The organism is Microlunatus elymi, assembly GCF_007362775.1.
Classification (GTDB): Bacteria; Actinomycetota; Actinomycetes; order Propionibacteriales; family Propionibacteriaceae; genus Microlunatus; species Microlunatus elymi.
In genome coordinates this window covers 3,879,659-3,893,487 of record NZ_CP041692.1, presented here as the reverse complement: position 1 = coordinate 3,893,487, position 13,829 = coordinate 3,879,659, and the positions used below count along the sequence as shown (strand labels likewise).

Annotated in this window: 13 protein-coding genes and 1 pseudogene; 8 read left to right on the top strand and 6 right to left on the bottom strand. The window is 67.2% G+C overall.

Annotated elements, in window-relative coordinates:
- Positions 1–228: 228 nt before the first annotated feature.
- From FOE78_RS24850 to FOE78_RS24585, 5 genes and pseudogenes are all read left to right on the top strand, one after another.
- Positions 229–729 carry a helix-turn-helix domain-containing protein gene (locus FOE78_RS24850; RefSeq protein ID WP_266094982.1) on the top strand — a complete coding sequence of 167 codons (501 nt, stop codon included), beginning with the start codon at positions 229–231 and terminating at the stop codon, positions 727–729.
- 150 nt (positions 730–879) lie between these two features.
- A complete protein-coding gene (locus tag FOE78_RS17490) occupies positions 880–2,754 on the top strand; it encodes an ABC transporter ATP-binding protein (protein ID WP_228265873.1) in 1,875 nt (624 codons plus the stop codon).
- 101 nt (positions 2,755–2,855) lie between these two features.
- A complete protein-coding gene (locus FOE78_RS24250) occupies positions 2,856–3,935 on the top strand; it encodes an alkyl/aryl-sulfatase (RefSeq protein WP_228265872.1) in 1,080 nt (359 codons plus the stop codon).
- A pseudogene (locus FOE78_RS24590) lies at positions 3,830–4,219 on the top strand (alkyl sulfatase dimerization domain-containing protein); the annotation flags it as partial. The gene FOE78_RS24250 and the pseudogene FOE78_RS24590, both read left to right, overlap by 106 nt.
- Before the next feature lie 190 nt (positions 4,220–4,409).
- Complete coding sequence (locus FOE78_RS24585) at positions 4,410–4,736, top strand: alkyl sulfatase C-terminal domain-containing protein (protein ID WP_323125724.1); 327 nt, start codon at positions 4,410–4,412, stop codon at positions 4,734–4,736.
- A gap of 116 nt (positions 4,737–4,852) precedes the next feature.
- Here the strand turns inward: FOE78_RS24585 and FOE78_RS17480 are convergent, their stop codons facing one another.
- From FOE78_RS17480 to FOE78_RS17455, 6 genes are all read right to left on the bottom strand, one after another.
- The gene (locus FOE78_RS17480; protein WP_143987427.1) at positions 4,853–5,359 is read right to left on the bottom strand and encodes a hypothetical protein; all 507 of its coding nucleotides are present in this window, start codon (positions 5,357–5,359) and stop codon (positions 4,853–4,855) included.
- Positions 5,360–5,446: 87 nt separating this feature from the next.
- Positions 5,447–5,926 (bottom strand): protein kinase family protein, encoded by a 480-nt coding sequence (locus FOE78_RS17475; protein ID WP_143987426.1) that lies wholly within the window; start codon positions 5,924–5,926, stop codon positions 5,447–5,449.
- Between the two features lie 77 nt (positions 5,927–6,003).
- On the bottom strand, positions 6,004–6,855 hold the full coding sequence (locus FOE78_RS17470) for a putative RNA methyltransferase (RefSeq protein ID WP_210414647.1): 852 nt from the start codon (positions 6,853–6,855) through the stop codon (positions 6,004–6,006).
- Positions 6,845–7,606: an SDR family oxidoreductase gene (locus FOE78_RS17465; protein WP_143987425.1), complete on the bottom strand. Its 762-nt coding sequence runs from the start codon at positions 7,604–7,606 to the stop codon at positions 6,845–6,847. The genes FOE78_RS17470 and FOE78_RS17465 overlap by 11 nt, the downstream gene beginning before the upstream one ends.
- Before the next feature lie 13 nt (positions 7,607–7,619).
- A complete protein-coding gene (locus tag FOE78_RS17460) occupies positions 7,620–8,627 on the bottom strand; it encodes an SURF1 family cytochrome oxidase biogenesis protein (RefSeq protein WP_168207566.1) in 1,008 nt (335 codons plus the stop codon).
- 50 nt (positions 8,628–8,677) lie between these two features.
- Entirely contained in the window at positions 8,678–8,911 is a 234-nt protein-coding gene (locus FOE78_RS17455; RefSeq protein WP_143987423.1) for a DUF6457 domain-containing protein, read from the bottom strand.
- 103 nt (positions 8,912–9,014) lie between these two features.
- Here FOE78_RS17455 and fdhD point away from each other — a divergent pair, with 103 nt between their 5' ends.
- The 3 genes from fdhD to FOE78_RS17440 are packed head-to-tail and all read left to right on the top strand — an operon-like array spanning position 9,015 to position 13,698.
- A complete protein-coding gene (gene fdhD / locus FOE78_RS17450; RefSeq protein WP_143987422.1) occupies positions 9,015–9,911 on the top strand; it encodes a formate dehydrogenase accessory sulfurtransferase FdhD in 897 nt (298 codons plus the stop codon).
- 39 nt (positions 9,912–9,950) lie between these two features.
- On the top strand, positions 9,951–11,888 hold the full coding sequence (locus tag FOE78_RS17445) for an ABC transporter ATP-binding protein (protein ID WP_143987421.1): 1,938 nt from the start codon (positions 9,951–9,953) through the stop codon (positions 11,886–11,888).
- Positions 11,875–13,698 carry an ABC transporter ATP-binding protein gene (locus FOE78_RS17440; protein ID WP_143987420.1) on the top strand — a complete coding sequence of 608 codons (1,824 nt, stop codon included), beginning with the start codon at positions 11,875–11,877 and terminating at the stop codon, positions 13,696–13,698. Before FOE78_RS17445 ends, FOE78_RS17440 begins: the two co-directional genes overlap by 14 nt.
- The last annotated feature ends 131 nt before the right edge of the window (positions 13,699–13,829 follow it).

Sequence of the window (13,829 nt, the reverse complement as noted above, 5' to 3'; positions counted from 1 at the left end):
GCGGAGAGATCCTCGATGATCAACAGCGTACGGCTGATTCGGCGGCATCATGATCAGTCGAGTGGCCGGTGTTGATCACTCGGATCTGCGGTGAACTAGCACAAAAAGACCCGCCGGGTGCTAGAAATGATTGATCATTGATCATGAAAGAACGATCATGGTTCGTGAAGACATGAGGCTGACGCGTCATCGAGCAACCGCTTGGTGACTGGAAACCCAGGAGGAAGAGTGGCCAAGGCACTAGCTAAGGGTTCTCGGATCACCGGTTCACAGCGAGACACCCTCGCATCCCAGTTCGCCAAGCGCTACACGGCTGGCGAGAGCATCCGCAAGATCGCCGAGGACTCCGGTCGTTCGTTCGGTTTCGTCCATGGCGTGCTGGCCGAGTCGGGGGTCGCGTTGCGCGGCCGCGGCGGTGCCACGCGCGGGGCGAAGAAGGCGGCGACCAAGAAGGCACCGGCAAAGAAGGCACCCGCGAAGACCGCTGCGAAGAAGGCACCGGCCAAGAAGGCACCGGCAAAGAAGGCACCCGCGAAGACCGCTGCGAAGAAGGCACCGGCCAAGAAGACCACCGCCAAGAAGGCACCCGCGAAGACCGCTGCGAAGAAGGCACCGGCCAAGAAGACCACTGCCAAGAAGGCACCGGCGAAGAAGACCACTGCCAAGAAGACGGCGGCCAAGAAGACCACCACCAAGAAGGCACCGGCGAAGAAGAGCGCTCGGCGTTGATCGTTTCCCGCCGATCGGAATAGTTCGCCGTAGGACACACGTTGGCCCGGGCATCGGACACGATGTCCGGGCCGACGCCTGTCGTGATCAAGTAGGTGCGAGGTGAGGCGAATGAGCATGCGAGGATCGGCCGGATTCAGCATGGGACGAATGTCCCGCAATGATCGTGAAGTGCTGTCCCACCGGCTGAAGAAGGGCCTGCTGCGGCGGGTGATCAGATTCGGCAGCCGGTATCGCTGGCAGGTGTTCGCGCTGTTGATCGTGGTGATCGTCGACGCCGCGATCGGCGTCGTACCACCGCTGTTGTTCAAGGACATCATCGACCACGGCGTACTCGGCAAGGACTACCGGCTGGTGGTCTGGTTGGCCGTCCTGGTCGCCTTGCTCGCCGTCGCCGACGCCGGCCTGTCGGTCTTGCAGCGTTGGTATTCCTCCCGCGTCGGCGAAGGATTGATCTTCGACCTGCGGACTCAGGTCTACGACCACGTTCAGCGGATGCCGCTGGCATTCTTCAGCCGCACCCAGACCGGCAAGCTGGTGTCCCGGCTCAATTCCGATGTGATCGGTGCCCAGCAGGCGTTCACCTCGACCATGATCACGGTGGTGTCCAGCTCGATCACGTTGATCACCACCCTGGTGGCGATGTTGCTGCTGAGTTGGCAGTTGACCCTGGCGGCGTTGGTGTTGTTGCCGATCTTCCTCATCCCGGCTCGGATCATGGGCCGCAAGCTGGCCGGGCTGACTCGCGAGCAGATGCAGTTCAACGGCGAACTGGCCGAGACGATGACCGAGCGGTTCAGCGTCAGCGGGGCCTTGCTGGTCAAGCTGTTCGGCCGTCCCGCCGACGAGCACGAGACCTTCTCGACCCGCGCCGGCGCGGTCCGCGACGTGTCGGTCAAGATCGCCATGAACGGACGGCTCTTCGTCACCGCGCTGACCCTGGTCGCGGCGTTGGCCACCGCACTGGTGTACGGGGTGGGCGGCGTGATCGCGATCGGCGGCGCGTTGACGGTGGGCACGCTGACCGCGCTGGCCGGGCTGCTGTCGCGGCTGTACGGTCCACTGACCCAACTCACCAACGTACGCATCGATGTGATGACCGCGCTGGTCAGCTTCGAGCGGGTGTTCGAGGTCCTCGACCTGGAGCCGATGATCGCCGACCGGGACGATGCTCGGCCCTACGCCGGGCCGGCCACGGTCGAATTCGATCATGTCGCCTTCACCTATCCGCGGCCGGACGAGGTGTCGCTGGCCAGCCTGGAACTGATCGCGACCACCGAACAGCGACCCGACAACCCGGTCTTGTACGACGTCGACTTCCGTGCCGAGGCAGGCCAGACGGTGGCCCTGGTCGGTCCGTCGGGCGCCGGCAAGACCACCATCACCCATCTGGTGGCCCGGCTCTACGACGCGTCGGCGGGTGAGGTCCGGGTCGGCGGCGCCGACGTCCGCGACCTGGAGCAGGCCTCGCTGCATCGGGCCGTCGGCTACGTCACCCAGGACGCCCACCTCTTTCACGACACGATCAAGAACAATCTCGCCTACGCCCGGCCGGCGGCATCGGAGGAGGAGATGTGGCAGGCGTTGCGGGCGGCCCAGGTCGGTGAACTTGTCGCGTCGCTGCCCGACGGCCTGGACACCGTGGTGGGCGAGCGCGGTTACCGGCTGTCCGGCGGTGAACGGCAGCGTCTGGCGATCGCCCGGCTGCTGCTGAAGGCACCGCCGATCGTGGTCCTGGACGAGGCGACCGCACACCTGGACTCCGAGTCCGAGGTCGCCGTCCAGCAGGCCCTGGACCGGGCGATGGAGGGCCGGACCAGTCTGGTGATCGCGCACCGGCTGTCCACCGTCCGCAACGCGGATCAGATCCTGGTTGTTGATCATGGTCGGATCGTCGAGTCCGGCAGCCATGATCAGCTGCTGGCGGCCGGCGGTCTGTACGCCGAGCTCTACCGCACTCAATTCCAGACCGATGGGCGACCACTCGTGCTCGAAGATCGCGTCGTCGACGAGGCTTCCCGCTGAAATCGCCGTGGTTCTGATAGCCATAGATCACGTACAGCTGTCCGACCTCACCGATAACGGGTGAGGTCGATGAGTAGATGTGACCGGATGGATGCAGAACTATGGCGAATTCGAATCCAGCGAGCAGTTTCATCGTCGAGCAGCAACAGGCCCTGCGTGACCGACTGCCGTTCTCCGACACCACAGACTTCGACAACGCGCAGCGCGGCCTGCTCGGCCGGCTGGAGCCGTGTCAGGTCGACGACGCTGACGGCAACTCGGTCTGGGACAACGCGTCGTACGCGTTCCTGCAGGGTGACGCCCCGGACACGGTGAACCCGAGCCTGTGGCGGCAGTCGACCCTGGTGGCCACTGACGGCCTGTTCGAGGTGGTCGAGGGCATCTACCAGGTCCGCGGCCTGGACCTGTCCAACATCAGTTTCATCGAGGGCGAGCGCGGCGTGATCATCATCGATCCGCTGATCTCCACCGAGACCGCCGCTGCCGCCTTGGCGCTCTATCGCGAGCACCGCGGCGATCGGCCGGTCACCGGCGTGATCTACACCCACTGCCATGTCGACCATTTCGGCGGCGTCAAGGGTGTCACCACCCAGGAGGACGTCGACGCCGGGCGGGTGGTCGTGTTGGCGCCGGAAGGTTTCGTCGAGCACGCGGTCTCCGAGAACGTCTACGCCGGCACCGCGATGGGTCGCCGCGCCGGCTACATGTACGGCGCCGCGCTGGACCGCGGGCCGCAGGGCGCCGTCGGCGCCGGACTGGGACAGACGACCTCCACCGGGGCCGTGACGCTGATCGCGCCGACCCTGGAGATCACCAAGACCGGCCAGGAGGAGGTCGTCGACGGGGTCCGGATCGTCTTCCAGATGGCGCCCAACACCGAGGCGCCGGCCGAGATGCTGTTCTACTTCCCCGACCACAAGGCGCTCTGCGCGGCCGAGGACGCAACCCACACACTGCACAATCTGCTGACCCTGCGCGGCGCCGTGGTCCGCGACCCGCACGCCTGGTCGAACTACCTGACCGAAACCATCGACCTGTTCGGCGGCAAGGCCGAGGCCGTCTTCGCCTCGCACCACTGGCCGACCTGGGGTGCCGAGCGGGTGGTCGACTTCCTGACCACCCAGCGCGACCTGTACGCCTACCTGCACGATCAGACCCTGCGGATGCTCAACAAGGGCTGACCGGCGTCGAGATCGCCGAAGAGATCGAGCTCCCGCCGGCGCTGGAGAACGCCTGGAACACGCGGGGCTACTACGGCTCGGTCAGCCACGACGTGAAGGCGATCTACCAGCGCTACATGGGCTGGTTCGACGGCAACCCGGCCAACCTGTGGAAGCACACCCCGACCGAGGCCGGCAAGCGGTACGTCGAGTTCATGGGCGGTGCGGACGCTGTTGTGGAGAAGGCCCAGGCATCGTACGACGCCGGTGACTACCGCTGGGTGGCCGAGGTCGTCGGCCACGTCGTCTTCGCCGAACCTGATCACGCCGCCGCCCGCAAGCTGCTGGCCGACACGTACGCAGCTCGGCTACGGCTCCGAGAACGGCACCTGGCGCAACTTCTACCTGTCCGGCACGTACGAGTTGCGCCAGGGCCAGTTCGGTACGCCGACGGTGACGGCGGCGCCCGACGTGATCGCGCACCTGAGCCCGCAGATGCTGTTCGACGCGATCGCGATCCAGATCAACGGGCCGAAGGCGTGGGACGAGAAGCTCAGCATCGACGTGGTGCTGACCGACGCCGACGAACGGTTCCGGCTGCGGCTGTCCAACGGGGCGCTGACCTACTCCAGTGCCGCCCAGTCGGGCGATGCGGATCTGACCCTGACCACCACCAAGGCGGCGCTGCCGGCCCTCGCGCAGCCGACCGCGGAGTCACTGGCACAAGCCGGTGTCGAGGTCTCCGGCGACGCCGACGTGCTCGCCCGGCTGGCTGCGGTGCTCGATCCGGGCGACCCGGACTTCGCCATCGTCACTCCGTGACGTCTGGTCGGTTCGTCACTCCGTGACGATTTCTGGTTGTCCGATTGACGTGTTTCGTCCGCTCCGGGAGTGCTCGGGGCGGGCGAAACGCATTCAGCACGGCGTCGGCGAGGAAGTCAGCAGAGCGGTCGATCGCCGTGGTCGAGATCGACGGCGACATAGGCGATCACCTCGGCGTCGTGCTCGACACCCAACACGCATGACGACGTGAAACCACGTACCGCGTAGAAAGGTGTCCCTGCGGGGAGCCCGGTGGCAACCCGGTCCGGCCAGGGTGGGAGGGTGACCCGGTTGCCGTTGGTCGATGCGGGATCCGTCAAGCTACAACCCACCCTTGTTACCTGTCTCCCGACCCGGATCGTCTCGGGAAGAGTAGATCCTTGCGCGTCGTCGGCGCGGAGGTAGGTATGCCCTTCCCAGACGATCAGGTCGAAGAAGTCCTGGTTCGCACCGCTGATCCCCGGCAGCACCGCGGGGCAACCCGGTTTCAACACCGTCGGAGCGGCGTCCGGAGCATCCGGGCTGCGGTCGGCCAGCAACATCCGACCACCGATCGCGATCACCGCAACCAGACAGCCGGCCAACGCCACAACGACAATTCGTCGACGCGGCTTCGGCTTCATGCGGGCAGTGTCCCGCACTCGATGGGGTGATCGGGGAATGTGACGCATTCGCAACCATCGGCGCCACTCACACGTCAATTCTCGGAATCAGGTGCCGAGAGCCGCGTGCAGTTCCTGGTTCAGCAGGTGGAGGTCCAGCAGTTCGCGGGCGCTGTAGCTGTCCAGGACGTTGATGTCGTCACGGCCGCCGGCGATCCAGGTCGAGAGCACCCGGATCGCGTCGCAGCCGGCGTGCGCGGTGAGCAGCTCGGGAAGCACCGAACGTTCGGCGCCGGTGAGTGGGCGCACCGCGTCGTACGCCATGATCAACTCCAGCACCCGGTCGACGTCGACCCGGCGATCAAGGTCCTTGCCGAAGTTGCTGACCAGTGCACCCAGCTCGTAGGCCAGGAACGCCTCCTGCGGATCCCAGGTCCGGCGGTAATGCCGCAGCACCCAAGCTTCACCGGCGGTCTCGATCAGCCAGTTGTCGTTGATCTCGCCGCCGTCCAGCCGGGTGATCACGACGCCGGTCGGTTCGACGCCGCGACTGTGCAGAAACCGACGTACCTGCTCGTCCATGATCACGGGCAGGCAGTCTGGCAAGGCGCGACTCGTTGTGTCCAGGCGGTTTCTGGCTCTCCCGGACGGTCCGTGCCGATGACCTACTGCCGCCGGAAGACGAAAAGCTCGATCTGCCGGGTGACCGGAATCTGCGCCGTCATCCGGTCGATCCGCGTCCGAAGATCATCGCCCTGATGGTGCGCGTTCGGGCCCATCGACACCAGGTCGTACAGGTTGTCGGCGGTCAAGATCATCGATCCGGTGAGCTGCTCGGTGTGTTCGAGGGTGAAGTGGTCGGCCAGCGACTCGGTCAGCCGGTGCTGCTTGTCCGGTTGGACATCCAGCAGTCCGAGCGGCGCCCGGATCTCGGTCAGGTGATCCGGCCCGGCGGCGACCACCACCAATCGTCCACCGGTACGGAGGATCCGGGCGAAGTCGGCCGGGTTGCGCGGTGCGAAGACGACCATGATCAAGTCTGCGCTGTCGTCCTTGATCGGCAGTCCGGCCCAGGTGTCGGCAACCACGGCACCGATCCGATCGTGGATCCGCGCGGCCCGCTGGCAACCGGCCGCGGACAGGTCGGCGGCGACACCGCGGGCTCCGGAAAGTTGATCAACGACCCGGCCGAGGTAGTAGCCGGTGCCGGCGCCGGGCTCGACGATCACCGACTCGTCGCGCACCGCCAGATCCTCTGCCAGGGCAGCGATCCGCTCTGCCACAGGTCGGTAGTGATCACCGGCCAGGAAGCGCTCCCGGGCGGCGATCATGGTCGACGTGTCGGCATTGGCCGGTGCCGGTTTGGTCAACAGGTTGACGTAGCCCTGGCGGGCGATGTCGAAGCTGTGGCCGGCACTGCAGCGCAGGGCCCGGTCGATGATCGTCACCGGCTGCCGGCAGTGTGGACACTGCAGCAGGTCGACGATCCGTTCCAGACTCATCGAGTCAGAGCGCACGCAACGATCCGCCGTCGACGGCGATCAAACTGCCACTGACGTACGAGGCCGCGGGGGAGAGCAGGAAGGCGGCGACCCGGCCGAATTCCTCCGGTTCGCCGTAGCGACGCAACGGGATCCGGGCCGCGCTCTCGGCTTCGGCGGCCTTCGGATCGTCGGCCAGCGAGTCCAGATAGGTGATGCGTTCGGTGGCGATCCGGCCGGGCAGCAGCCCGTTGATCCGGACCCCGTCCGGACCGTGCTCGTCCGCCAGCTGCTTGATCACCATGCTCAGGCCCGGCCGCAGACCGTTCGAGACGGCCATCTTCGGCATCGGCGACAGCGCCGAGGTGGACAGCACGCAGGCGATCGCCAGGTCCGCCGCGGTGCCGTGCTCGATCACCGCTCTGACGGTACGAACGGCAGCGAGGAAGACCGACTCGAACCCGCCCAGCCACTGCTCGTCGGTGATCTCGGCGACCGGTCCGGCGGGTGGGCCGCCGACGCTGATCAGCGCCCCGTCCAAACGACCGAAGGTGTCCAACGCCGTACGGCAGGCCAGTCTCGGTGTCTGCGGATCGGCCAGATCGGCAGCGACCGCAACCGCCGAGGACGCACCGAACTCGGCCACCGCCTCGTCCAGCACGTCACCCCGGCGGGCGACTAGCACGACCTTGCCGCCCTCGGCCACCAGTTGGGCGGCCGTGGCCCGGCCCAACCCCGCGCTGGCGGCGGTGACGACGAACACCCGATCCTTCAGCTGAAGATCCATGCCGCCGATCTTGTCACTTCGACTGGTTGGCCGCCTGCTCGCCCTGGGCCGCCTGCTCGCCCTGGGCCGCCTGCTCGCCCTGGGCCGGCTGCTCGGCGGGTGACGTCGGCGCTGCCTGCTTGCGCTGGGCGGCCAACTGACGTTCGCGCCGGTCTCGAAGATCACCGCGGATGAAGACGACGATGCCGAGCACGCCGATCCCGGTGAACATGAACCATTGGACGGCGTACCAGAAATGCGGCCCGTCACTCAGCTCCGGCAACACGATCTGATCGAAGGTCTCGGTGTCCTTCGGCTGCATGGTCAGCACGTCGATGTAGCCGTCGACGATCGGGTAGCCGAGGTCGGCGCGGATCTTGTCGGAGTTGATCAGCCGCGCGCTGCCGTCGACCGGGACGGTGGCGCTGTCGCGTCCGGTCTCGCTGGCGCGGGCCCGGCCCTCGATGGTGACGGTGCCGGTCGGCGGCGGCGGAGCCTTCGCGGGAATCTGCTCGCCGCCGGCTACGGCTGCGAAGCCGCGATCGATCAGTACCGATTTGCCGCTGCTGGTGTGCAACGGGGTGACCACCTCGTAGCCGGAGTCGTCGCCGTTGTCGCGATAGCGGATCACGTACTGCTTGCCGGTGTCGAAGGTGCCGGTGACCCGCACCCGTCGCCACTCCTGCTGATCGGTGATCGGCTGACTGAAGAGCTGGTCGAAGTCGGCGACCGGTGCGGCCTCGTTGGCTCGAACGATCTGATTGTTGTCCCGCCGCTCGTGCAGCCTGCGCAGCTGCCATTCGCCCAGGTTGACGAAGGCAACCCCGAGCACGGCGACGAACAGGACGAGCGCCAGCCAACGCACCCAGAGCGGATGTTTGGGCTCCGGCTTGAGCGCGGTCGGTCGCTTGCGCTGGCCGGCCCGCCCGCTCTGTCCCGGGCCCCGACCCTGACTCGGCCGCTGACCGGGGGGTCGTTGACCGCCCGAGCCGGACGCCGCCGTCGATCGCGGCTGCTCCGGTCTGGTTGCCTGCTGGGACACCACCAGAGCCTAACTCCTACACGCTGTCGGACTTGCCTCGGACGGAGCAGTCACTCGCTGCTGAGCGCCAGCGAGGTGGCGGTGGCCGCGGTGGCCCCGAGGCTCGCGCCCCGGCCGACGGCGACGCCGACCAGGAAACAGGTCAGGGGTGCGGCCGGGCGGTCCACCTGATGGGCCGCGTCCCGTGCCAGGTCGAGCAGTGTGTGCAACGAGTCGGTGTCCAGCGTGACGTCGTCGATCTCCAGTTCGTCGGCGAGCTTGCCCAACCATTCGTCCAGTTCCATCGTGGTCCTAACCCAGTAGCGTCGGCCCCGTACGTCAGAGAAGTTCGTTTGCTCTCGTCACCCGTTCGTTTACTCCGATCGATCCGCCGGTAAGGATGATGGCATGGCACGTGTTACCCGCCAGCACCTGGTACGGCGTCTGACCGGGCAGGGGTGGTCCCCGCGCAGTGATCGGCTGGCCGTCGAGGAGCCCCTGGAGATCAGGATCGGCGGCGAGCCGTTCGCGGTCACCATGCGCACACCGGGCGAGGACATCGACCTGGTCAACGGCTACTGCTTCAGCGAGGGCATCATCGGCGCGGCCGAGGAGATCCGGACCGCCCGCTACTGCGATGGAGCCGGCCCGGACGGGCTGAACACCTACAACGTGATCGACGTGGCGCTGGCACCCGGCGTGGGCATGCCGGCTCCGGGACTGCGGCGCAACGTGCTCACCAGCAGCGCCTGCGGCATCTGCGGCAGCGTGTCGATCGATCAGATCATGGACCGGATCGTCGAGCCTGGGGCCGCGTCGAACTCCGCGCCGATTTGCTCGGACGTGGCGTTGCCGGCGGAGTTGATCTTGGACGCGCCGCGGCTGCTGCTGGAGCAGCAGCGCACCTTCGCCGGGACCGGCGGGGTGCATGCCGCCGGGCTGCTCGGGCTGGACGGCCGGATGTTGTGTGTACGCGAGGACGTCGGCCGGCACAACGCTGTGGACAAGGTGCTCGGCTGGGCCCTGCGAGAGCGGCGGCTGCCGCTGGCCGAGGCGATGCTGGTGGTGTCGGGTCGGGCTTCCTACGAGCTGACGCAGAAGGCTGCGCTGGCGGGAATTCCTGCCCTGGTTGCGGTTTCGGCGCCGAGCTCGTTGGCCGTCGACCTGGCGCAACGGGCCGGGCTGACGCTGGTCGGCTTCGTGCGAGGCGAGTCGATGAACGTCTACACCCACCCCGACCGGATCAACCTGTCGTCGGGCGAACCTCGGATGATTCGGACGCCGGATCGCGACTCCGCCGGCTGATCCTGGTCCGCTGTCAGTGGTTGATGTCAGAGTCGGCTCATGGTCAATCGGCTGACGGATCGCGCGGAGTGGAAATTCTTCGCCGTGCTGCCGCGGGCGGATCCGGCATTGGCTGTCGTCTGGTGGTCGCTGCTGATCCTGACCGGCATCCTGCCGGCCGTCTTCTCGGTGGCGATGGGTGTGCTGATCGGCCAGGTGGAGGCGAGTCGGCAACCCGGCGGTGTCGGGGCCGTCGGCTGGGCACTGGCGTTCACCGGATTGGTGTTCGTGCTGATGCAGGTGCTGCCGCCGGTGCAACAGGCGGTCAGCCTGAATCTGGGCAGCAAGGTGTCCGCCTGGTTGAACGACACCCTGGTCCGTGCCTGCATCGAACCGCCCGGGATGGCCCATCTGGAGGATCCTCAATTGGCCGAGGACCTGACCGTGGCCCGAGAGTTCGATCGAGGTCAGACGGGCCCGCCGATGTTCCTCAACGTGGACTTCCTGGCCGGCGGTCTGCTCGGCATCGTCAGCGGGCTGGCCTCAGCGGTGGTGCTGGCCGGTTTCGCCTGGTGGGCGCCGCTGGTGCTGATCCTGTGCTGGGGTTCCACGCACTGGCTGCTGCGGGAGAGCGGGGTGTGGCGGGACCGGCGGACGCCGGAGGTGCAGGAGGCCCAGCGGCATGCCGACTACGCCTATCGGCTGGCCACCGATCCCTTGCCTGCCAAGGAATTGCGGCTGTTCGGCCTGGCCGGCTGGACCGTTGATCGGTTCATCACACGTCGTCGCAGACTGTTCGAGCTGCAATATCGGGCCACCAGGCTGCGGGAGCGTTCGGTGCTGCTCGCGTTGCTGGTGGTGGCCGCCGGAAACGTGCTCGTCTTCGGGATGCTCGGTGCCGCCGCGATCTCGGGTCGGCTCGGCCTGGACCGGACCGTCACCTTCGTCCAGGTCGCCATCGGCGTCAGCCTGATCGCCTTCGGCGGCCTGAACTGGGTGATGGACGGTGCCTCCGCCCCGGTCGCCGCCGTCCTCCGGTTGGCCACTGCGATGGCCCCCGCCGGATCCCTTGCCACCGACTCACCCCAGAGTCCTGAGCCTGTCGAAGGACCGCCAAGCCAACCCCAGGGTCCTGAGCCTGCCGAAGGACCGCCCTCGCAACCCGGGCACATGATCCCACCCGCCCAATCCTCCTCGCACACGGCTGACCTCGGCCCACCCGAGATAACCCTGCGGGACCTGCACTTCAGTTACCCCCGCACTGAGCGGGAGATCTTCTCCGGTCTGGACCTGACGATTCCGGCCGGTTCATCGATGGCGATCGTCGGCCAGAACGGCGCCGGCAAGACGACCTTGGCCAAGCTGCTCTGCCGTTTCTACGACCCCACCGGCGGTGCGGTGGAGTCAGACGGCGTGGATCTGCGGGCGCAGCCGCCCGAGGACTGGCGGCGTCGGGTCACCGCCGTCTTCCAGGACTTCGTCCGGTTCGAGTTGCCGCTGCGGGAGAACGTCGCGCCCGGCCGGTCTGATGCCGACGACGAGGACATCCTGGCCGCACTGCGCGCCTCCGGAGCCGACCGGTTCGCCGAGTTGGACACCGTACTGGCCAAGGGCTATCGAGACGGCACCGATCTATCCGGCGGACAGTGGCAACGGATCGCGCTGGCCCGAGCGTTGTACGCGGTCGGTCGCGGAGCCGGGTTGGTGCTGCTGGACGAGCCGACCGCGCAGTTGGACGTGCGCGGCGAGGCGATCATCTTCGATCGGGTGCTGGCCGCGACGAGACAGGCGACCACGGTGCTGATCTCGCATCGGTTCTCCACCGTGCGGCATGTCGATCGGATCTGCGTGCTGGAGCACGGACGGGTGATCGAGGTCGGCAGCCACGACGAGCTGATGGAGCGCGGCGGTCGCTACCGGACGATGTTCGACCTGCAGGCCAAGCGGTTCGGCGCGGCTGTCGACGAGGAGGGGATGAGTTTCGATGTCCTCGGTTGACCGCGGTGTGCGTGACCCGCGGCACTACCGTCCCGATGATCTTCCGCCGGCGCTGAGCTCGATGTGGCGGCTGTGTCGGCTGGGCTATCAGCACGAGCCGGGCTTGTTGATCTTCGCCGTGGTGGCCACGGTGCTGGCGGCACTACCGGACGCGCTGCTGGCGCTGTGGTTGAAGATCCTGGCCGATGGAGTGGTGGATCACTCCTCCTCGGCAGTGTGGTTCGCGGTGTCGGCGATGGCGGTCTCGGTCACCTGTACCTGGTTGCTGAAGGTGGTCAGCGATCGGATCACCCGACGATTCCGGGACAAGGTGACGATCGCCCTGGAGACTCATGTGGCGTCGTTGCAGGCGGGCGTCAGCGGGATCGAGATTCATGAACGGCAGGAGTACCTGGACCGGCTCGCGGTGCTCCGCAATCAGATCTTCGTCCTGGATCACATGTACATGTCGGTGCTGGCGACCCTGGGCTGGATCATCCGGCTGGTCGTGACCCTCGCGCTGTTGGCCAGCATCCAGCCGGTGTTGATCTTGCTGCTGCTGTTCGGCCTGCCGACGGTGGTCAGCTCGAGTCGACGTCCGGTGGCCGAGCGTCAGGTCGAGGAGCAGGTCGCCCAGCACAGCCGGCGGGCCGAGCACCTGTTCAACCTGGCCACCACCGCGGCCGCCGGCAAGGAGGTGCGGCTGACCGGGATCGGTCCTCAGTTGACGGCCCGCCGTCGTCGGGAGTGGGAGCGTTGGTATGTGCCGGTGGCCAGGGCGCGCTGGCGGACCGCCTTCAGCTACGCGTTCTCCTGGGCGATCTTCGGGATCGGCTTCGTGGCTGCCATTGCCTTCGTCGTGCTCGGCCTGCAGGCGCCGGTCGGCACGGTGTTGTTGATCCTGGCCGCCGGCGCCCGGCTGTCGTCCTACATCGGTGCCGCGACCGGTGAGATCGGCTTCCTGCGTGGCACCTGGATGGACGGCTCCCGGCGACTGGTCTGGCTGGAGACGTACGCCGCCGCTCAGCTGGCTGAGCAGGATCTGGATGCGCCGGACCGGATCCGTCGGAGCATTCGACTGGATCGGGTCGGCTTCAGCTATCCGGGGACGGATCGCCGGGTGCTGGACGACGTCACCTTGGAGCTGCCGGCCGGTTCGGTGATCGCCGTGCTGGGGGAGAACGGTGCCGGCAAGTCGACCCTGGTCAAGCTGCTGAGCAAGATGTACGAACCCGACAGCGGCACGATCACCGTCGATGACCAACCGCTGGCCCGGATCAGGACCGACCAGTGGCGGGACCGGATCGCCGGCGCCTTCCAGGACTTCTACCGCTTCGAGCTGCCGGCGCTGACCTCGATCGGGGTCGGCGATCTGCCGCACCTGGATGATCATGAAAGCGTCGAGTCGGCGGTCGTCCGGGCCGGCGCCGGCGATGTGCTGGAGCGGCTTCCGGACGGCTTGGACACCCAGCTCGGCAACACCTGGCCCGGCGGCGCCGAGCTCAGCTTCGGCCAGTGGCAGAAGGTCGCGCTGTCCAGGGGTTTCATGCGTACCGAGCCGCTGATGTTGATCTTGGACGAGCCGACGGCGGCACTGGACGCCGAGACCGAGCACGAGTTGTTCGAGCGGTATGCCGACGCCGTCCGCAGCCGACGCAACGGCGGCATCACGATCTTGGTCTCGCATCGTTTCAGCACGGTGGCGATGGCGGACCTGATCGTGGTCCTGGACGGGTCCCGGCTGGCCCAGGTCGGCCGGCACGCCGACCTGGTGCGGCAACCCGGCCCGTACGCCGAGCTGTATCGGATCCAATCCGCCGCCTACCGATGATCGCCTCGGACCACCGATGATCGCCGACCGACCGATAATCGCCCGCCGACCGATGATCGACGGGGCAGTGACCATGCCGTCGACGGCGGCGGGCATGATGGGGCGCTGGAGTGTCAACCGAGGAGGAACCA

Excerpts from the sequence above, each read along its gene's own strand:
- FOE78_RS17440 (WP_143987420.1), top strand. The coding sequence starts at position 11,875 with ATGTCCTCGGTTGACCGCGGTGTGCGTGACCCGCGGCACTACCGTCCC.
- FOE78_RS24250 (WP_228265872.1), top strand. The coding sequence starts at position 2,856 with ATGGCGAATTCGAATCCAGCGAGCAGTTTCATCGTCGAGCAGCAACAG.
- fdhD (WP_143987422.1), top strand. The coding sequence starts at position 9,015 with ATGGCACGTGTTACCCGCCAGCACCTGGTACGGCGTCTGACCGGGCAG.
- FOE78_RS17480 (WP_143987427.1), bottom strand. The coding sequence starts at position 5,359 with ATGAAGCCGAAGCCGCGTCGACGAATTGTCGTTGTGGCGTTGGCCGGC.
- FOE78_RS17445 (WP_143987421.1), top strand. The coding sequence starts at position 9,951 with ATGGTCAATCGGCTGACGGATCGCGCGGAGTGGAAATTCTTCGCCGTG.
- FOE78_RS17455 (WP_143987423.1), bottom strand. The coding sequence starts at position 8,911 with ATGGAACTGGACGAATGGTTGGGCAAGCTCGCCGACGAACTGGAGATC.
- FOE78_RS24585 (WP_323125724.1), top strand. The coding sequence starts at position 4,410 with ATGCTGTTCGACGCGATCGCGATCCAGATCAACGGGCCGAAGGCGTGG.
- FOE78_RS17465 (WP_143987425.1), bottom strand. The coding sequence starts at position 7,606 with ATGGATCTTCAGCTGAAGGATCGGGTGTTCGTCGTCACCGCCGCCAGC.
- FOE78_RS17490 (WP_228265873.1), top strand. The coding sequence starts at position 880 with ATGTCCCGCAATGATCGTGAAGTGCTGTCCCACCGGCTGAAGAAGGGC.